Source organism: Niveispirillum fermenti, from assembly GCF_048066175.1.
In the GTDB taxonomy this organism is placed as follows: domain Bacteria; phylum Pseudomonadota; class Alphaproteobacteria; order Azospirillales; family Azospirillaceae; genus Niveispirillum; species Niveispirillum fermenti.
In genome coordinates, this window is the sequence record NZ_JBLTXA010000001.1 from 276,374 (window position 1) to 295,127 (window position 18,754).

16 protein-coding genes are annotated in these 18,754 nt (G+C 65.6%); 7 read left to right on the forward strand and 9 right to left on the reverse strand.

The annotated features are described in order from the left end of the window. Positions 1 to 2,334, forward strand: coding sequence for an ATP-binding protein (locus ACM9LZ_RS01245; protein WP_416617513.1), 2,334 nt, complete (start codon positions 1 to 3; stop codon positions 2,332 to 2,334). 21 nt (positions 2,335 to 2,355) lie between these two features. Here the strand turns inward: ACM9LZ_RS01245 and ACM9LZ_RS01250 are convergent, their stop codons facing one another. After that, positions 2,356 to 3,669, reverse strand: coding sequence for a hypothetical protein (locus ACM9LZ_RS01250; RefSeq protein WP_416617514.1), 1,314 nt, complete (start codon positions 3,667 to 3,669; stop codon positions 2,356 to 2,358). A 356-nt stretch (positions 3,670 to 4,025) separates the two neighbouring features. Between ACM9LZ_RS01250 and ACM9LZ_RS01255 the strand changes: the two genes are divergently transcribed. The 3 genes from ACM9LZ_RS01255 to ACM9LZ_RS01265 all read left to right on the forward strand — a co-directional run bounded on the left by ACM9LZ_RS01255 (position 4,026) and on the right by ACM9LZ_RS01265 (position 6,639). Beyond that, a complete protein-coding gene (locus ACM9LZ_RS01255) occupies positions 4,026 to 4,574 on the forward strand; it encodes a PAS domain-containing protein (protein ID WP_416617515.1) in 549 nt (182 codons plus the stop codon). Continuing rightward, the gene (locus tag ACM9LZ_RS01260) at positions 4,549 to 5,853 is read left to right on the forward strand and encodes a methyl-accepting chemotaxis protein (RefSeq protein ID WP_416617516.1); all 1,305 of its coding nucleotides are present in this window, start codon (positions 4,549 to 4,551) and stop codon (positions 5,851 to 5,853) included. Before ACM9LZ_RS01255 ends, ACM9LZ_RS01260 begins: the two co-directional genes overlap by 26 nt. A 120-nt stretch (positions 5,854 to 5,973) precedes the next feature. Next, a complete protein-coding gene (locus ACM9LZ_RS01265; protein ID WP_416617517.1) occupies positions 5,974 to 6,639 on the forward strand; it encodes a thioredoxin family protein in 666 nt (221 codons plus the stop codon). A gap of 590 nt (positions 6,640 to 7,229) precedes the next feature. On the opposite strand, the gene ACM9LZ_RS01270 is transcribed toward ACM9LZ_RS01265, so the two are convergent. After that, positions 7,230 to 8,309, reverse strand: coding sequence for a methyl-accepting chemotaxis protein (locus ACM9LZ_RS01270; protein ID WP_416617518.1), 1,080 nt, complete (start codon positions 8,307 to 8,309; stop codon positions 7,230 to 7,232). A gap of 658 nt (positions 8,310 to 8,967) precedes the next feature. Here ACM9LZ_RS01270 and ACM9LZ_RS01275 point away from each other — a divergent pair. Both ACM9LZ_RS01275 and ACM9LZ_RS01280 read left to right on the forward strand, forming a co-directional pair. Beyond that, on the forward strand, positions 8,968 to 9,288 hold the full coding sequence (locus ACM9LZ_RS01275; protein WP_416617519.1) for a helix-turn-helix domain-containing protein: 321 nt from the start codon (positions 8,968 to 8,970) through the stop codon (positions 9,286 to 9,288). Positions 9,289 to 9,354: 66 nt separating this feature from the next. Next, positions 9,355 to 10,800 (forward strand): calcium-binding protein, encoded by a 1,446-nt coding sequence (locus tag ACM9LZ_RS01280; protein WP_416617637.1) that lies wholly within the window; start codon positions 9,355 to 9,357, stop codon positions 10,798 to 10,800. Positions 10,801 to 10,821: 21 nt separating this feature from the next. Here the strand turns inward: ACM9LZ_RS01280 and ACM9LZ_RS01285 are convergent, their stop codons facing one another. Continuing rightward, entirely contained in the window at positions 10,822 to 11,265 is a 444-nt protein-coding gene (locus ACM9LZ_RS01285) for a MerR family transcriptional regulator (protein WP_416617520.1), read from the reverse strand. 121 nt (positions 11,266 to 11,386) lie between these two features. Between ACM9LZ_RS01285 and ACM9LZ_RS01290 the strand changes: the two genes are divergently transcribed. Further along, the gene (locus ACM9LZ_RS01290; RefSeq protein ID WP_416617521.1) at positions 11,387 to 13,549 is read left to right on the forward strand and encodes a heavy metal translocating P-type ATPase; all 2,163 of its coding nucleotides are present in this window, start codon (positions 11,387 to 11,389) and stop codon (positions 13,547 to 13,549) included. Positions 13,550 to 13,634: 85 nt separating this feature from the next. Here the strand turns inward: ACM9LZ_RS01290 and lpxB are convergent, their stop codons facing one another. The 6 genes from lpxB to ACM9LZ_RS01320 form a co-directional block, all read right to left on the reverse strand. Then, entirely contained in the window at positions 13,635 to 14,825 is a 1,191-nt protein-coding gene (gene lpxB, locus ACM9LZ_RS01295) for a lipid-A-disaccharide synthase (protein ID WP_416617522.1), read from the reverse strand. After that, positions 14,822 to 15,646, reverse strand: coding sequence for an LpxI family protein (locus ACM9LZ_RS01300; RefSeq protein WP_416617523.1), 825 nt, complete (start codon positions 15,644 to 15,646; stop codon positions 14,822 to 14,824). The genes lpxB and ACM9LZ_RS01300 overlap by 4 nt, the downstream gene beginning before the upstream one ends. Before the next feature lie 6 nt (positions 15,647 to 15,652). Further along, positions 15,653 to 16,441 carry an acyl-ACP--UDP-N-acetylglucosamine O-acyltransferase gene (gene lpxA, locus ACM9LZ_RS01305; protein WP_416617524.1) on the reverse strand — a complete coding sequence of 263 codons (789 nt, stop codon included), beginning with the start codon at positions 16,439 to 16,441 and terminating at the stop codon, positions 15,653 to 15,655. A gap of 103 nt (positions 16,442 to 16,544) precedes the next feature. After that, entirely contained in the window at positions 16,545 to 17,018 is a 474-nt protein-coding gene (gene fabZ / locus ACM9LZ_RS01310) for a 3-hydroxyacyl-ACP dehydratase FabZ (RefSeq protein ID WP_416617525.1), read from the reverse strand. Beyond that, a complete protein-coding gene (lpxD, locus tag ACM9LZ_RS01315; protein WP_416617526.1) occupies positions 16,996 to 18,045 on the reverse strand; it encodes a UDP-3-O-(3-hydroxymyristoyl)glucosamine N-acyltransferase in 1,050 nt (349 codons plus the stop codon). Before lpxD ends, fabZ begins: the two co-directional genes overlap by 23 nt. Before the next feature lie 75 nt (positions 18,046 to 18,120). After that, on the reverse strand, positions 18,121 to 18,747 hold the full coding sequence (locus ACM9LZ_RS01320; protein WP_416617527.1) for an OmpH/Skp family outer membrane protein: 627 nt from the start codon (positions 18,745 to 18,747) through the stop codon (positions 18,121 to 18,123). Between the last annotated feature and the right edge of the window lie 7 nt (positions 18,748 to 18,754).

Consider the following 18,754-nt stretch of genomic DNA (forward strand, 5'->3'; position numbering starts at 1 on the left):
ATGAATATCAGGACACGGATCGTCGCCACGCTTATCTTTGCGGCCGTCGCGGTGGCGGTGTCCGTGGGCGCGGCGCTGTGGGCCTGGGGCATGATGGGACGCCTGACAGCGCATGTGACGGAAACGCACGCCCTGGTGCGGACCATCTTCGAACTGAGCCTGCTGACACGGGAATATTCCGACACGGGCAGCGAGCGGGCCCTGTTCCAGTGGCAGCGTGGCCATGCGAACCTGGACATGGAGTTGTCCCGCCTGCTCGATGCCTCCACCGACGAGATCGACCAGACGCTGCTGAAACGGCTGAAGCTGGATAATGCCATGGTCCGGCCGGTGCTGGAGCGCTATGCCCTGGATCATACGGACCCCGAGGCCGCCAATACGGCGCTGGCATCGCTGATGCTGCGCTTCAATGTCATGGCATCGGATGCCGACCGGCTGGCGGCGAACGCCAATGCACGGGTCAATCAGCAGGGCCGGCTGCTCCTGCTTTTGCAGATCCTGCCGCTGGCGCTGCTGGCACCGGCCGTCGCCCTGGCCCTGGCCGCCAGCCAGCGCGTGATCGGCGGCCTTCAGCGTGTCGGGCAGGGCGTGGAGGCTATCGGCGGCGGCAATCTGGGGCACCGGCTGGATGTCAGCGGCCAGGACGAGTTCGCGCAATTGTCCGCCGGCGTCAATCGCATGGCGATACAGCTCCAGGCGCTTTACGCCGACATTGCCGGCAAGATGGAGGCGCTGTCCGTCGCAAAGCAACTGGCCGAGGCTGGAGAGAAGGCCAAGGGCGCTTTCCTGGCCAACATGAGCCACGAGATCCGCACGCCCCTGAACGCCGTGATCGGATTCGCCGACCTGCTGCGCGACGGCACGGCACCGGTGGCGGATCGGGAGAAATGGCTGGGCCTGCAGATGGAGGCCGCCCGCGCGCTGATCGCCATCGTGGACGATGTGCTGGACCTCTCCAAGATCGAGGCCGGGCGCCTGGACCTGGAGCCCGCGGCCCTGGACCCTGCGGCCCTGGCGGAAAGCTGTGTGGCCCTGCTGATGCCGCGCGCGGCAGACAAGGGGCTGGCCATCCGCGCTGCCCTGGCCGACGACCTGCCGAACTGGGTCGTGGGCGATGCCGTCCGTCTGCGGCAGATCCTGCTGAACCTGCTGTCCAACGCCGTCAAATTCACCAGTACCGGCGGCGTGACCCTGAGCCTGGTGCGTCACGGCAGCAGTCTGGTCTTCACCGTCAGCGACACCGGCATGGGTATCCCGCCGGAACGCCAGCAGCATCTGTTCATGCCCTTCAGCCAGTTGGACGCCTCGATCACGCGGCGTTTCGGCGGCACGGGCCTGGGGCTGGCCATCACCAAGCGGCTGGTGGACGCCATGGGCGGCAGTATCGCGCTGGACAGCCGGCCGGGCCAGGGCAGCCAGTTCCATGTCACCCTGCCCCTGCCCGAGGCGCGGGCCCCGCGCATCCAGCCGGAGCCGGAACCGCAGGCGGCCTTGCCGTCCTATCGCCCGCTGACCATCCTGCTGGCGGAGGATGTCTTCGCGAACCAGATGCTGGTCCGCGCCATCCTGGAACGCGCCGGGCACCGTGTGCAGGTGGTGGAGAACGGACAGGAAGCCGTGGACATGCTGGCGACGGCCGGGGACCTGTTCGATCTGGTCCTGATGGACGTGCAGATGCCCATCATGGACGGGATGGAAGCCACGCGGCGCATCCGCAAGGCCGGAGCACGCCTGCCCATTCTGGCGCTGACCGCCAATGTCCTGCGGGAGGAACGAGAGGCCTGTGAGGCCGCCGGCATGTCCGGCCATCTGGCCAAGCCGCTGACCCCCCAGGCGCTGAACAAGGCCATAGCGGAGATCGCGGGTTTCCGTTTCACCCGAGCGGATGCCCTGCCCGCCCCCTCTGTGGCCGATGCACCCGACCCGACCCCTGCGCTCCCGACCGATCCCCCGGCCGGCGATACGGTGCTGGTCATGGATGTGCTGGAGGAACTGCTGGCCGTGACGGGGGATGAGATCGGCATCACTCTGCTTCAGGATGCGATGGAGTCCTTCAAAGTCCGTTGCGACGCGATCTTGAATGCCGGGGGCGATCTGGCCTGTATCGAACGCGAAGCGCATGCCCTCGTCTCCACAGCCGGCAATCTGGGCTTCATGCCCCTGTCGCAGCAGGCCCGCAAGATGATGAACGCGGCGGCGGATCATGACCAGGGCCGGACCGAACGCCTGCTGCGCGACCTGCCGGACCTGTGCGCAGCCGCATTGACTGTCGGCGATGACATGCTGAAACGCCTGCACGAACGCCAGAAGGATACCGGACCCACGCTGGCCTGACCGCTGGTCTGAACTCTGGGTTTACTTCGGTGCGTTACCCGTGCGGCGCGGGTCCAGCAGGGGCCGCTGACGCTGGAAATCGGTGCGTGACCGGCGGACGACATGTTCGGGCACATCGACCCAGCCACCGATCAGTTCGCCGGACAGGAATCGGATGCCGGCCTCCTCGCACAGATCCTCCATGGCCATGCCCTCCACCCCTTCCACGGCCGGCAGCAGGCGGTGACGCAGGGCCTGCTGGGCGAAACGGGTGATATCGGGCCGCCACCGTTCCACCGACGCACCCGGCGGCAGTGCCGCGTTGACGACCCGGATGCCCGACGCCTCGATGCCCCCCAGGTCCATGCCGGTCAGCGGCACCTCCAGCATCACGGTGCTGCCAAAGGGTTTCACGGCGGCCACCAGTTCGGACAGCCGGCCGGCCGGCACGCCCGCGGGCATGCCATGGAAATGATAGGTGGTGAAGGGCAGCAGGTGGCGGGGGATATCCCGCAATACATGCAACAATGTCTGCCGCCGTGTCGTGGCCGCCAGACTCTCGAAATGGATGGGCAATGACAGGAAAAACCGAAAGCGGTTGTCGTAAAGCTCCAGCGCCGTGGCCAGCGACTCGTGCGCGACACGGATGTCCAGGTCCAGGATTTGCTGCGGGTCCGCCGGGTCCTCCAGACAATCATAACCCCAAAGCGGCGACCGGCCGGCACGGGTCCGGCAGCCCCGGGCCATGTAGAGTGACAGGACCTGCCGTCCCACATCCCAGACGGGGCGGTAGCGTACCTGCAGCGGACCGGCCTTTTCCATAGGAGCATGCCGGGCGACACCCTCTGCGGCAGACGGCGGCATGGCGGGGCCGTGCGGCGGCGCGACCGCCCCGGCCCGCGCCGCGTCCAGCATCTGGCGGAGATTGGCGGGGACCAGCACCATCTCCGATCCCATTTCATGCATGGCCGTGCGGACGGTGATACTGTCCGTATCGGCACCGCCAAGCAGCATGACCTGCAACTCTTCCACCACCTTGGCGCACACCAGGCGGGCTTGGTCCGGCCCCAGATGGGCGAAGACGACGACATAGGCCTCCGCCCCGTGACGGAACCAGGCATCATGGGCGGAAAGATGCTGGGTCAGGAGCTTTTCCGCCAGTTGGTGAACCCGGCTGGCAATACCCTCCCAGCGGTTGCCCAGCTTCTCATGCAGGCTTTCAAGCCCCATCAGGTGGATGCTGCCGGCCTGGGTCGGATCGCGTCGATCGAAAATGCGGCGCAGGGCGGCGGACAGGTCCGAACTGCCCCCCGGTGCCATCCCCGGCTCGGCCCTGGATGCGTCGGCCGGCGGCACCTTCGCGCCTGGCGGACTGGCGGCGGGTGGTGCGCCAGACGGGCTGGCATGCGGTGCGTCATCCGCCGGCGGTGCAGGCAAACGCCTGCCTGCGGCTTTCGGCTCGCGGCCCAGTAAAGCGGAAAGAAAGGACGCCACCATTTCGCGCATCGCCCGGACCTCCACCCGTCAACCAAGAATAATCCCATCCCGGTTAACGATCCCTATCTCTCCTGATAGAATGCCATCACCCGCCACGCTTTATAATGACGGCCGCAATGCAGCGATAAAGTACATGATATGGATCAATGCGGGCACTCAATCATTCAGGCAAGCACGCGGCATGCGATGCCCTGTTCGGAAAGATCGGAAACGCCATGACGGTTGCAGATACCGCGCGCAGCAAGGGCCGGCCACCCCTGACCGGAATTGAACGAACCTTCCATGATGATGAACTGATCGTCACCAAGACCGACAAGGGTGGCCGCATCACCTATGCCAACCGCACCTTCCTGCGCATCGCCGGGCTCAGCGAGGGAGAGGCCCTGGGCAAGCCGCACAACCTGATCCGACACCCCGACATGCCGCGCGTGGTCTTCAAGCTGCTGTGGGATACGCTGGGCGCCGGCCAGGAGATTTTCGCCTATGTCCTGAACCGGGCGGTGAATGGCGATCATTACTGGGTCTTTGCCCATGTCACGCCTTCCCACGATCTGGGCGGCAATGTCGTGGGATATCATTCCAACCGCCGCACGGCGGACCGCCGGATCGTGAACGATGTCATCACCCCGCTCTACAAGCAATTGCTGGCCGAAGAGGCCAGGCACCAGCGCATCCGCGAGGGGATGGCCGCCAGCGAGGCGATGTTGATGGCAATGCTGCGGGAACGGGGGGTCAGCTATGAACAACTCATCTTCTCTCTTTAAGGCGCGGCTGACCGGCGTGGCCGTGCTGGCGGGATCGGTGATCGATCTGGCCGGCAACGGGCTGGGGCTGCACACGGTGGCCATCGCGGGCGGCGTCATCACTCTGCTGGCGGCCTTGGCCAGCTTCTACTATCTGGCGCGTGTGGACCGGGTGCTGACGGGCGCTGCGGCCGTGCTGGAAAGGCTTGCCCGTGGCGATTACGAGGCCCGGATCACCGGTATCAGCGAAGGCGGGCCCCTGGGCACGCTGCTGCACATGATCAATGATGTGACCGACCGGGCCGATGCCTTCGTGCGCGAGGCGACCGCCTCCCTCCAGGCCATCACCAACCAGAACTATCACCGCCGTGTCATCGAGAAGGGCATGGTCGGCACTTTCCTGCTGGGCAGCCGGGCCATCAATGCCGCCAACAACGCCATGTCCGACAAGGTCAGCAATTTCCAGCGGATCGCAGACGAGTTCGAGAAGACCGTGAAATCGGTGGCGGACGGTCTGGGCAATGCCGCCCGCGACGTGGAGGATGCCGCCTCCACCCTGGCCCAGGCCGCCGAGGGCACGAACCATGAATGCATGGCCGTGGCCGCCGCCGCCGAGCAGGCCAGCACCAACGTGCAGACCGTGGCCGCCGCCGCCGAGCAGTTGAGCGCCGCCATCCGGTCCATCACCCAACAGGTGGATCGTTCACGCGACATCACCAACGCTGCCGTGGGCCGTGCGCGCGCCGCCAATGACAGGGTGGCCACCCTGTCGGTCGCTGCCGTCCGCATCGGTGAGGTGGTCGGCCTGATCCAGGAGATCGCGGCGCAGACCAATCTACTGGCCCTGAATGCCACGATCGAGGCGGCAAGGGCCGGAGAGGCCGGCAAGGGCTTTGCCGTGGTGGCGTCGGAGGTGAAGAACCTGGCCGGCCAGACCGCACGCGCCACGGAGGATATCCAGACCCAGGTCGCCGATATCCAGGCCGCCACGCAATCGGCCGTGGACAGCATCAACGAGATCACCCAGGTGATTGCCGATGTGAATGGCACCACGGTCAACATCGCCGCCGCCGTCGAACAGCAAGGCGCCGCCACGTCGGAAATCGCCCGCAACGTGGAGGAAGCAGCCGTGGGCACGCGGAACGTGTCGGAACGCATCACCATCGTCACGCGGGCCGCATCGGAAACGGGTGCCTCCTCCAGCCAGTTGTTGGGCTCCGCCGAACATCTGGCCCGCGAATCCGGGCATCTGGGTGGGGAAATGTCATCCTTCCTGACGGCCCTGCGGCGCGTGATCTGATCGCTGCAACCGCGACGCGCAAGAAAATGACGGCTCCCGCGACATTTTTGTCCGGGGGCCGTTTGATTTTCGCGTTGCAGGCCCTACATTCTGGCAACCCCACAAAAATAGAGGTCTGCCATGTCTATGACGTTCACCCGCCGTGGATTCCTGCATTCCGCCGGTGCGCTTGCCGCCGGCGGTGCCCTGATGGCCGGCCCCTTGCGTGCCGGCACCGCCTGGGCTGCGACCGGCCCGGCCATCGGCCAGCCTGCGCCTGCCTTCACCGTGACGAATGTCGACGGGGCCAGCGTCAATCTTGCAGACTACAAGGGCAAGCTGGTGGTGCTGGAATGGACCAACCATGGCTGCCCCTTCGTCCGCAAACATTATGATTCCGGCAATATGCAGGCCTTGCAGAAAGAGGCGACGGACCAGGACATCGTCTGGCTGGCCGTGATCAGCTCCGCCCCCGGTGAGCAGGGACACCTGTCCCCCGCCGACGCCAAGGCGCGCATGCAGGAGGAACGCTGGGCCGCCAGCACCATCCTGCTGGACCCCGAAGGCACCATGGGCCGGGCCTATGATGCCAAGACCACACCCCACATGTACATCATCGGCACCGACGGCACCCTGCTCTATAACGGCGCCATCGATGACAAGCCGACGGCCAAGCAGGAAGACATCAAGGGCGCGCGCAACCATGTGCGCGAAGCGCTGGCCGAAATCCGGGCCGGAAAGCCGGTCAGCATGGCCAGCACGAAGCCTTATGGCTGCAATGTCAAATATTCCAAGACCACCACCTGACCCTGGGATGACTGATGACATGCCGGACAAGGGGCCGGCGGAATGGCCTTGGCAATGATGCCGCCTGCCCGGGCCGGCATCATTGCCGGGCTTCCTGCCATCATGCAGGTCCGGGTAATTGGGCTACATTTCAGGCAGAAAAAAAGGCCGTGGCATTGCCACGGCCTGAGTTTAGGGAGGAAACGCCCAAGAAGTGCGTTACGACAGAGGGCCAAGGGCCGTGTCGCAAGAACGAATATGCTCGCTGCGACGCCGTTGTGCAAGTGCAAAATATAGCGGTCGCCATGCGGGAATTTCCTACCAAACCCATGGATTGCCAACATTTTCAGCAATTTCGACCAAGGTAGGGGTGACGCTGCATTGCAGCATAGTTATGCGACGTGATTATTTGACTTGAAAATGGGCATTGTCAGATGCGGGCAACAATGCCACGGCCAACGCCCCAACCAATGCAGTCCCTGTAACCTGTAACAGTGGTACAGCCCACGGGGCACCTGCCCGACGGCAGGAAACAAAAAGGGGCGCCGGCAGCATGCCGGCACCCCATAACGCATCATCGAACCTGCCCCGGAGCGCCCCTGCCCCGTGGTTCAATGCGCTGTTTCGCCCCCCGTCTGGACGATCACGCCATACCAGCCCAGACCGCGATAGGTTTCATAGCCCGGCGTCAGGGCAAAACCGACCAGCCGACCGAACTTGTCCACGTAATGCCCCATGGCCTTGCCATGGGTTTCCAGCGGGAAGGTTTCCGACAATTGCCCGCGGCCGTCGGAAGAGGAGATGATACGCCCGGCGGCATCGACAAGCAGGCACCGCGTTCGCCCCTCCTCGCTGCGATCCAGACGCACGCCGGAGGTCACGGCGCGGGCCTGCGGTTCCCAGTCGAAGAAGATGCCCATGGCGCCGATGATCTCGCCATCCACAGCACCATCGCGGCGCACCGCCGTGGAATAGGTGGCAACGGTGCGCCCATCCAGCGTGGGGTTGGCGGTGATGTCCACCACTGTGAAATCGGACCCGTCACGGGTGCTCAGCGCCTGACGGAACCAGGATTCGTTGGCCACATTCGTGCCAATGGCATTGGGGAAGCGCCGCGGCCGGCCGGTGGCCACCACCCGGCCCTGACGGTCGGCGACCCACAGATCCAGATAGACCGTGTAGCTGTCCAGGATCACGCCGAGGCGGGAAGAGGCGAAGGCCGACGCTTCAGTACCGGGCTGGGCGACGCAATCGACCACGGCCTTGTCCGTCGCCCACCAGCGCACATCGCAGGAGCGCTCATACAGATTGCGGTCGATGATTTCGATCATGTTGAGCGCCAGATCAGCCAGACGCTGGCCGCGAAAGCGAACCATCAAATCTTCACCGACCGTCGCCATACGGTCGACCAGTTGCCCAATTTCTGTGCGAAGCTCGCTGGCGACGACACTGACCTGCCGGGAGATGGAGTTCACCTCGTTCGCCACGACGGCGAACCCCCGCCCCGCGTCGCCGGCCCGACCGGCTTCGATCAAGGCATTGAAAGCCAGCATCTTGGTCGTCCGGTTGATGTCCTCAATCGCGGAAACCTTCTGGCTCGCCACATCCAGCACATTACGGGTGAGATCGATCAAGCTGTTATCCATGGGGGCGGCCTCTTGTTGCGCTGCACTCGCATTTCCGCAAAGCAAAAAGCGTGCCCTTTCACCGGAGAAACTTAAACCATTGATGAAAAATGAAAGTTAAATTACGCAACTGCGATACAAAAATTTTCATGCCCGCTTTTTAAGCATTTCGGCTCTCAGCGCATAGGTCATGGGCTGTTGCATTCGAAACAATGTGCAGAATCTGGGCTTAATTTAGCAAAAATATAATCAAAATTGAAACTTCTGCCGCAGATCTACGGCCTCCCTGCCCAGCCGACAGGACAGCTCTCAAGTTCTATGAGGGGCGATGTCGCAAGCCGGGGAGGAAACCCGGAAAAGGCGATGGCGGAACGGCCGGATTCCAAGGGGCGATAGGAAGCCGGCCATTCCGCCATCCAACGACCCCGGCTTGGGGTATCGGAGCCGTTGGCGCCTTAGACCGTCGACGCTGATGGGGTTAAGCGACGACGGGATCTCGGTTTAAACGTCCGTGAATGGCCATGTGGCCATTCACGGACGTTTTGTCCGGCACCGGAAACAGGGGCGACGTTCCGGCGCCGAACGATGTACAGTAATCCTGAAATATGAACTTCATGTCAAGCGATTTCATAATGAGCAATCCTGAACTTTTCCACCTTGCCCCCTGGCCCTCGCCTGTGTCACCCTGCCCACCGGTCATGTGTGGAGATGGATGATGCCCGCAGTGGCGAGCCCCCGCGGGAAACCGCGTGGCGAGGAAAGCGAGAAGACGAAGCTGACGCGGCAGATGCGGCGGGAGGCCGGAAAATGGCTGGCCAGCAAGCGTGAGCAGGCGGGCATGACCCAGGCGCAGGTTGCCGAGCATGTCGGTTACCGCTATTACACCTTCGTTTCCCAGGTCGAAGGCGGCCATGGGCGCGTACCGTCCGAACATTTCGAGCTTTGGGCACAGGCCATCGGCGTCCCGCCGCAGGATTTCACCCGTAAGCTCCTCAGCTATTACGAGCCGGAAATCCACCGGCTGCTTTTTCCCGGTGATTGTTGATATCGCGCATCTGCGTGGCTTGGGGCCAGCGCGGATGCCGGAGCAAGGAGGGGGCACTTGGGCGACGTGCTGCGGTTCATCCGGGCCGTGACGCAGACCGGCCACTGGACAAACCAGGAGAAGGCGGAGCTTTTCCGCCTGACAGAGGGGCTGGCCGCTCATGACAGCGGAGTGGAGACGGCGTCGGGCATTTCCGACAGCGGTGATCCCTGGTTCATCATCTATTGCGCCGAGACGGGTGACGTGCTGGTGCATGTGGCGCGCATTGCCGGCCGCTTCGTGGTGCATGACCTGTCGGGCGACCTGCTGATCGAAGGCGATGACCTGCGCGGGCTGATCAGCCGCGCCGCCGGCCGGCAGGCCGTGGAGGATGCGCATGGCGGATACGGCAACGTCGTCGTGCTGGCTGCCCTGGCGCTCGTCGTCGATTTCTTCCTCAACACCGAACGGGCCGTGGCCGCCGCACCGGACCATGAACAGCCTGCCGCATTACCCCTTCCGTCCGCCGATCCGCTTCTACTGTTCACGGATGATGATGCGTCCCCGGCCATCGGCGGACAGCCTGACCGCGCACCGGATCGCGGTGGCACGCATGGTCACTGGGCCCTGCCGGTCCTGGGCGAAGGCCTGATCAACACAGGCGATGATCGCCATGCCGTGCCGCCGGCTTCCACTCTCACCGTCCGGGAAAATCCGGGCGACCTGCCGTCCATACTGCTGCCCGACACGGATCCGGCGCTGCCCGCAACCGATCCGGAACGGCCACCGACGGGCGGGCTTGTCCTGCTGGCCGGTGACGAGGGGGCGACGCTGGTCGGTGGTGACGGGCATGATCTGCTGGTCGGCGGGGATGGTGACGACCTGCTGATCGGTGGTCATGGCAATGACACGCTGATCGGCGGCAGCGGCAGCGATACGCTGATCGGCGGCGAAGGCGACGACACGATCTTCGTTGCTGCCGGCGACGTCGCCACGGGCGGTCCTGGCAGCGACCGTTTCCTGATCATGGACAGTCTGGTCGACCAGTGGGTCCAGCAGAAGGTTCAGGGTGCGGCCATCAACCTGTCGCAGAACGTCACCGATTTCCGCTTTGCCGATGGCGACGAGTTGCTGTTCACCGCCCAACGCTGGCATGTGACCCTGCGCCTGACCGATGGTTCCTATGAGCGGACCTTCGGCCCCAACGGCCTGTCCGATCTCGTGGGGCCCGGCGCCGCCGACAAGGTGGCATCCATCCTGGATGCGGAAGGCCGCCGGTCCGACAAGGATGGCTGGGACGGTGACAGCCTGGCCAGCCTGCTGCCATCGGGACAGGCACCGGCCGATGATCTGGATATCGCGGGGGGCGTGGATATCGAAATCGACGCCGACAATGACGGTCAGATCGACACCATCGTCACCGTTCGCCCCCGGCAGGATGTTCCACCGGCGCACGAGCCACCGCCCGATCCGGACAACAGTGTCAGCCTGACCGGGATCAGCGATCCGGTCGATACCGGCTATTGGGGCTGACCGCGCGCCCGGCACCCGCGATCATGTGAATTCCGACTGGTCTGGACCGTCATGATCCGGGTGCTGGCAAAGCGCGTGATGGCCCAGCACCTCGATCACCCGACAATCCGCGATGGTGCCATGGGCACAGTGCGCGACCATGCGCTCCAGTTCCGCCTCCAGCGCCCGCAGCCGGCCGATGCGGGCCCGCACGGCTGCAAGCTGCGTGCGGGCAATGGCATCGGCCGCGGCACAGGACTGGTCGGGCCGGTCCGACAGGCTCAGCAGACTGCGGATGGCATCCAGCGGAAAGCCCAGCTCGCGGGCATGGCGGATGAAGGTCAGCCGCTCCAGCACCTTGCCTTCATAGAGCCGCTGATTGCCCGTGCTGCGTTCCGGCGGGGTCAACAGGCCGATCTGCTCATAGTAACGGATGGTCGGCACCTTTACGCCGGCCGCCGCCGCAAGCTTCCCGATCGTCAGCATCAAATTTCCCCTTGAACCTATAGCCGCTGGAGACATTAGGCTTTTCAGCGGATAAGGACAACGCCCCCGGGCGGGCAGGAGATTTGGAATGAAAGCGGGGACGAAAGCAGCCCAAGGCACCATGCGCTCACATGAATGGGCCCTTTCCGGCATGGATTGCGGCTCCTGCGCCACCAGGATCCGCGACGCGCTGGGGCAAATGCCCGGTGTCACGGGGGTGGACGTGGCGTTGATGGCGGAGCGGCTGCGCCTGACCCTGGAGGCCGGCCGAACGACACCGGCGGAAGTGGAGGCGGTGGTGCGCGCGCTGGGCTATGGCATCACCGCGCGTCCGAGGGACGCAGGATCGCAGCCCGACAGCCACGACCCGCAGGGACATGCAGGTCACGTTCATGATGACCCGGCCGGCCGGGCCCTGCCCTGGTCCCGCACGGGCAAGGGCAGGCTGGTCATCTTCACAGGCCTGTTGCTGGCCGCTGCATGGGCGGTGGAGATACTGGGTTCGTCCACGACCGGCAGATGGGCCTTCACGATTGCATGCCTGTTGGGGCTGGCGCCCGTCACCCGGCGCGCGCTTGCCGCCCTTCGCCGCGGGCAGCCCTTCACCATCGAAAGCCTGATGAGCGTCGCCGCCATCGGTGCCCTGTTCATCGATGCCGCGGAGGAAGCGGCCCTGGTGGTATTCCTGTTTGCCGTGGGCGAGGTACTGGAAGGGGTTGCGGCCGGCAAGGCCCGCGATGGCATCCGGGCCCTGACCCGACTGGTGCCCCGCACCGCCCTTTTGCAGGAAGCCGGCGTGGTGCGGGAAGTGCCGGCCGAAACACTGGCCGTCGGCCAGACCGTGCTGGTCCGCCCCGGCGACCGCATCCCCGCCGACGGCGAGATCATCCAAGGCACATCCGGCATCGATGAAAGCCCCGTCACGGGGGAAAGCGTACCGCGCAGCCGAGGGCCGGGCGACGACGTCTTCGCCGGCTCCATCAATACGGAAGCCGCCTTGCAGGTGAGGGTTTCGAGGATGGCGGCAGACAACACGATCGCCCGCATCATCCGGCTGGTGGAAGAGGCGGAAGAGGCCCGCGCGCCCACGGAACGCTTCATCGACCGGTTCAGTCGCGGGTACATGCCCGCCATCGTGATGCTGGCCGCCCTGGTCGTGCTTGTGCCGCCGCTGGCCTTCGCCCAGCCCTGGGATATCTGGGTCTATCGCGGACTGGCCCTGCTACTGATCGGCTGTCCCTGCGCCCTGGTGATCTCCGTCCCCGCTTCCATCGCCGCCACGCTGTCCACCGGCGCGCGGCACGGCCTCCTGATGAAGGGGGGTGCCGTGGTGGAGGCCGCAGCCAGTATCGGCCAGGTCGCCTTCGACAAGACCGGCACCCTGACGCATGGCCGCCCACAGGTGACCGATATCGTGCCGCTGACCGGCGCCACCGAGTCGCAGGCATTGGCCGTGGCCGCCGCGGTGGAGGCCGGGTCCAGCCACCCGCTGGCCCAGGCCATCCTGCGGAAGGCGCAGGATGCAGATACACCCGTGCTGAATGGGCAGGAGGCCCGGGCCATTGCCGGCAGGGGCGTTGAGGCCGTTGTGGAGGGTGAGCGCGCCTGGGTCGCCAGTCCCCGACATGCCGCCGAGGCCGGCGCACTGGACGATGACGGTCGCACCCGTGCCGCAGCGCTGGAAGCGGAGGGCAAGACAGTGGCTGTCGTCTTCCGCGCGGGACGGGGTCTGGGCCTGATCGCCCTGCGCGACGAGCCGCGCGCCGACGCGGCCGAGGCCGTGCGCCAATTGAAGGCGCTGGGCATCGGTGCCACGATCCTGACGGGGGACAATCCCCGCACAGCCGCCGCCATCGCCGGCGGAATGGGTATGGAATACCGGGCCGAGATGCTGCCCGGCGACAAATTGCAGGCCATCCGGGAGATGGGTGGCACCCGCGGCATCATGATGATCGGCGACGGCATCAATGATGCGCCGGCCCTGCGTCAGGCAAGCGTCGGCGTCGCCATGGGATCGGGCACGGATGTGGCGCTTGAAACCGCCGATGCCGCCATCCTGCGCAACCGGGTGACCGATGTTCCCGCGCTGATCCGGCTGTCCCGCGCCGCGATGACCAATATCCGGCAGAATGTCGCCCTGGCGCTGGGGTTGAAAGCCATTTTCCTGGCCACCTCCATCCTGGGGTTGACGGGGCTGTGGATTGCCATCCTGGCCGACACGGGCGCCACGGTGCTGGTCACGCTGAACGCCCTGCGCCTACTGGGCCACGATCCAGACCGGTAGATGTATGCTCCTTGAAGATAGTTGCTTGGCTACGCCGCACCAGCGATGACGCCCCCGACCCGTTCCTTTTTTTCAGGCCGGACCGTTATTTCCCACCGGACAGGCCTGGTGCCCCGGCACCGGCAATCACACGCAACACCGCGTCGGCGGCCCGCTGGCTGGGGGTTTGCGAACCGTCCTGACCCAGCCAGCGGGCCACCTGCGCCACGCCATCCACCTGCTCGCGCCGCGCCGCCGGGTCGGACAACAGCCTGTCCACCGCCACCGCCAGCTTCTCCGGCGTGCAATCCTGCTGCAGCCGTTCGGGCACCAGCATGCGATCCAGCATGATGTTGACCAGATTGGCGTATTTCACGCGGATCAGCCGCCGGTAGAGATAGAAGGTCAGCGGATGGATGCGATAGGCGATGACGGCAGGCAGTCGGGCCAGCGCCAGTTCCAGCGCCACGGTACCGCTGGCGGCCAAAGCCACCCGGCTGGCGGCCATGGCGTCGTATTTCTCCTCATCCCCCTGGACGACCAGCGACGGCACCGGCCACTGCGCCGCCGCGGCCGTGACGGCGGCGGCAACCTTGCCCAAGGTGGGGATGACGACATGCAGGCCGGGATGGCGCTGTTTCAGGATAGCCAGCGTCGCCGCGAAATCGGGCAGCAGCAGCCTGACCTCGCTGCGCCGGCTGCCGGGCAGCACGCACAGCAACGGCACGTCCGGCGCAATGCCGTGACGGGCGCGGAAGGCGGGGCCGTCCCCGCGTTCCACCCCCGCCTCAACGATGGAATGACCGACAAAGGTAGCCGGCAGGCCCACCGCCTCGAAGTAAGGCGGCTCGAACGGCAGCAGCACCAGCAGGTGATCCAGAAAGGCCGCAATCTTGCGTGCCCGGCCAGGCCGCCAGGCCCAGACGGTGGGGGCGACATAATGGATCAGCCTGATCCCTTTATCGGCGCGCCGCACCTTCTTCAGGACACGGAAACAGAAATCCGGTGCATCGATGGTCACAACGGCGTCGGGCTTCGATGACAGGATCGCCGCCGCCGTCTGATCGATGCGGCGGATCAGGCCGGGCAGCCTCGGCAGCAACTCCGCCAGGCCCATCAGTGTCAGTTCCTCCATCGGGAACAGACTGTCCAGCCCCTCGGCCATCATGCGTTCCCCGCCGATGCCGGCAAAGCGGACCTGCCCGCCCGTCGCCTGTTTCAGCGCCGCCATCAGCCGGGCGCCCAGCACATCGCCCGATGGCTCCCCCGCGATCAGGAAGATGAAGGGTGCGGTCATGGACCGGCCTCCACCCCCGCCACCCACAACCCCGCCATGTCGGCAGCGGCCAGGGCGGCTGGCCGGCCCGGGAACAAGGTGCCGCCAGCCTCTGCCGCGATGCCGGAAAATCCGCCGGCGATGGCGGCGGCCACCGTGTCCGGCCCGATGGTGGGCAGGTCCAGCCGGCGATCCTGGCCGGGCTTGGCACATTTGACCAGAACAGGGCCGGTCCCCGCCCGCTTCAGCCCGGCGCAGCGGGCGATCAGGGCGTCGGTCCCTTCGATCGCCTCCACCCCCAGCACCAGCCCCCCCTGGATGACGACCGCTTGCCCCACATCCATGGCACCCAGGGCGCGGGCCACGATCAGCCCGTGGGCGATGTCCGCATGGCCGGCGGCATCGGGTGCCACGCGGGTCAGGACACCCGCCGGGGTCAGCAGGTCAGCGACAAGCCCCTGGATGCCCATCACCTGGAAACCTTCCTCCTCCAGCAGTGCCGCGATGGCCCGCAGCAGGCCGTCATCGCCCAACGCCTTCAGGCCAAGACGCGCAAAGAATTGTGCAGCCCGCCAGTCGGGACGCAGGTCGGTCAGCGATGGCCGCCGCACACCACCCGCCATGACGATATGGGTCACCCCTTCCGCCCGCAGACGGTCCAGGATGGCGCCGGCCGCTCCCATGCGGGACATCATGTGCGGCATGTCGGGTGTCAGCCAGGCCTCTGCCCCCTGCCCTTCCAGCGCGACCACGAAGTAGGGCCGGCGTCCCTGGCGGCAGCTTTCCACCACCTGCCGCGGCAGGTCGCCGCCGCCGGCGATGATGCCCAGCCGTTCGGCCATCACTGGTCAGCGCGGCAGGGTCAGGGCGCGGGAACCCCGGTCGGACAGAAAGGACAGGATGTCGGCCACGGATGCCATGCCGGCATATTCATCGGCCACCAGGGCCTGGCGGCTGGCAAGGTCGCCCTCCCCCTCGAACAATTTTCGGAAGGCGCCGCGCACGGCGTGCATATCTTCCCGCGAGAAGCCGCGGCGCTGCATGCCCACCAGGTTCAGGCCGGCAAGCCAGGCGCGGTCGCCCTTCACCAGGCCATAGGGGATGACATCCGCCTCCACGCCCGACATGCCGCCGATCATGGCATGGGCACCGATGCGCACGAACTGGTGAACGGCTGACAGCCCGCCCAGCACGGCATGGTCGCCCACCACCACATGCCCGCCCAGCGTGGCATTGTTGGCGAAGATGACATTGTCGCCGACGATGCAGTCATGGCCGATATGGACGCCGACCATGAACAGCCCGCCATCGCCCACGCGCGTCACCATGCCCCCACCCTCGGTGCCGGTATTCATGGTGACATGCTCGCGAATACGGTTGTTGCGGCCGATGATCAGCTCGGAAGGCTCGCCCTTGTATTTCAGATCCTGCGGCGCATGGCCCAGCGAGGCAAAGGGCCAGACGGTCGTGCCTTCGCCGATGGTGGTCCGTCCATCGATGACGACATGACTGATCAGGCGCACATAATCGCCCAGCACCACGTCAGGCCCCACTACGCAGAAGGGGCCGACCTCCACGCCGGCACCCAGCCGCGCCCCCGGATAGACCACGGCACTGGGATGGATATTCGCGCTCATGGCCGGAACCTCGATCAGTTTGATGTGGAAAGGGGCGGTTGCCCGCCCCCTCACTGCCTAACAAAGGCGTTTGACAAAATTGCGTCCGGCCAACGCGGCCGGATCAGCCTTCCATGACGATCATGGCCGTATATGTGGCCTCGGCATGCAGATTTCCATCCACCCAGGCTTCGCCGCGGAACTTCCAGACATTGCGGCGATTCTGCACCTTCTGGACCTTGATGTGAATCTGGTCGCCGGGGCCGATGGGCCGGCGAAACTTCGCCTCCTCGATCCCCATGAAATACACCAGACGGCCTTCTGCCTCCTGTCCCAGGGTCTGCATGACCAGGATGGCCGAGGTCTGGGCCATGGCTTCCACGATCATGACGCCGGGAAACACCGGCTTCTGCGGGAAATGACCGGTGAATTGCGGCTCGTTCATCGTCACGTTCTTGATGCCGGTGCAGCTTTCACCGGGGACGATATCCTTCACCCTGTCGACCAGCAGCAACGGATAGCGATGCGGGATCAATTCCATGATCCGCATGATATCAAGTTCCTTCACTTCGGCCTTACTCGTTTCCGTCGTGCTCATCGCCCCGTCCACTTCTACCCCTCGCCAGTCGCGCCATCATCGCCACCTGCCGAAAATACTGCCGCTTGGGCTGTGCCGGCGTACCGAGCACCTCCGTCATGGGCGGCACATCCCGCATGACGCCGCTCTGCGCTGCGATCCGGGCACCGGCCCCGATGGTCAGATGGCCGGCAACCCCCGCCTGCGCCGCCAGAACGGCGTGATGGTCGAATCTGGTGCTTCCCGAAATACCCGACTGGGCCACGATGACGCACCCAGTCCCGAGCGTGACGTTGTGCCCGATCTGGACCAGATTATCAATCATGCAGCCCCGCCCGATCACGGTATCGGGCCCGGCACCCCGGTCGATTGTCACATTCGCCCCGACCTCCACATCATCATCGATGATGACGCGGCCAAGCTGGGGCACGCGCACATGGCCCGCAACATCCATGGCGAAACCGAACCCGTCCTGACCGATACGGGCACCGGGATAGATGACGACGCGGTCACCCACCAGGCAATGCGACAGCGACGCACAGGCCCCGATGACACTATCCGCCCCGACCCGCACATTGCGACCGATAACGGCATTGGCGGCAATGCGGCTGCGCGGCCCGATCTCCGCACCTGCCTCCACAACGGCGCCGGCCGCCACCTCCACCCCCTCGCCCAGCCGGGCGGTGGGGTCGATATGGGCGGCGGGCGACACGGCCCCTGAGGCGACGGGCAACGGATAGAAGGCCTGCGCGCACAGCGCGTAGGCGCGATAGGGCTTCGGCGACAGCAGCAGGGCCATACCGGCCGGCGCCCGATCGGCCAGCGACGGATGCACCACACAGGCGCCGGCCTTGCTGGCCCGGAAGGCCTCCACGTACTTTCGATTGTCCAGGAAGCCCAACTGCCCCGGCCCTGCCTGATCCAGCGGCGCCACATCGGACAATAGCAGGTCCGGATCGGCTCCCGACGCCACCTCGGCTCCCGACCGGGAAGCCAGTTCGGCCAGGGTGAAGGGGCCGGCACGGTCGAAGAAGCGGGGATCGGCCATGGGGAAATCCTTCATATTGGAATACTGGCACCGCGAACAGCGCCCGGATGGCAACCCTGCCCGCAGCGGCGCCGGTTACGGTGCCGGCAGCGTGACCGTCACCTGGGGCAGGCGGTTGTTCAGCCTGTCCAGCACCTCATCCGTCAGGTCGGTGGCCTTGCCTGACTGATAGACGATGAACTGACGGGAAATGACCAATGTCGCCCCCGACTCTCCGGCCACCTCGGCGATCACCTGATCCAGCGTGTTGATCACATTGTTGCGGGCCTGGTTGAAGGCGATGTCCAGCCGCCGGGTGCGTTCCTGCAGGGCGCGGCCGGTGGCCGAGACCTGGGTTTCGAACTCCGTGCGCTTGCGGTCGAACTCCTCCACCGACACGGTCTGTCGCAGGCGGGCAAGTTCCTGTTCCGCCTGTCGCAAATCCTCCTGCTGCCGGCCAACATCACGCTGAAGCAGATCCTTCTGCACATCCAACTGCTGCTGGATGTTCTGCATGGCCGTGGCCTGCTGAAGGATGGACGGAATGTCCACCACGGCCACCTGGGCATAGGGCAGTCCACGGCGGGCCGGTGCGGGGCTGGTGGCAGATACCGCCTGCTGCGGTTCCGCCGCCACCTGCGCCATGGCCGGAGCCGGAAAGACGGACAGCCCGGCCACAAGGGCCAGGCTGCCAGGCAAGGGGGACAGGCGGCGGCGCTTCAAGGCCCCG

Bases quoted from the DNA above. Each gene is read 5' to 3' on its own strand.
- ACM9LZ_RS01285 (WP_416617520.1), bottom strand. From the start codon at position 11,265: ATGCTGACGATCGGGAAGCTTGCGGCGGCGGCCGGCGTAAAGGTGCCG.
- ACM9LZ_RS01290 (WP_416617521.1), top strand. From the start codon at position 11,387: ATGCGCTCACATGAATGGGCCCTTTCCGGCATGGATTGCGGCTCCTGC.
- ACM9LZ_RS01260 (WP_416617516.1), top strand. From the start codon at position 4,549: ATGAACAACTCATCTTCTCTCTTTAAGGCGCGGCTGACCGGCGTGGCC.
- ACM9LZ_RS01255 (WP_416617515.1), top strand. From the start codon at position 4,026: ATGACGGTTGCAGATACCGCGCGCAGCAAGGGCCGGCCACCCCTGACC.
- ACM9LZ_RS01300 (WP_416617523.1), bottom strand. From the start codon at position 15,646: ATGGCCGAACGGCTGGGCATCATCGCCGGCGGCGGCGACCTGCCGCGG.
- lpxA (WP_416617524.1), bottom strand. From the start codon at position 16,441: ATGAGCGCGAATATCCATCCCAGTGCCGTGGTCTATCCGGGGGCGCGG.
- lpxB (WP_416617522.1), bottom strand. From the start codon at position 14,825: ATGACCGCACCCTTCATCTTCCTGATCGCGGGGGAGCCATCGGGCGAT.
- lpxD (WP_416617526.1), bottom strand. From the start codon at position 18,045: ATGGCCGATCCCCGCTTCTTCGACCGTGCCGGCCCCTTCACCCTGGCC.
- ACM9LZ_RS01265 (WP_416617517.1), top strand. From the start codon at position 5,974: ATGTCTATGACGTTCACCCGCCGTGGATTCCTGCATTCCGCCGGTGCG.
- ACM9LZ_RS01245 (WP_416617513.1), top strand. From the start codon at position 1: ATGAATATCAGGACACGGATCGTCGCCACGCTTATCTTTGCGGCCGTC.
- fabZ (WP_416617525.1), bottom strand. From the start codon at position 17,018: ATGAGCACGACGGAAACGAGTAAGGCCGAAGTGAAGGAACTTGATATC.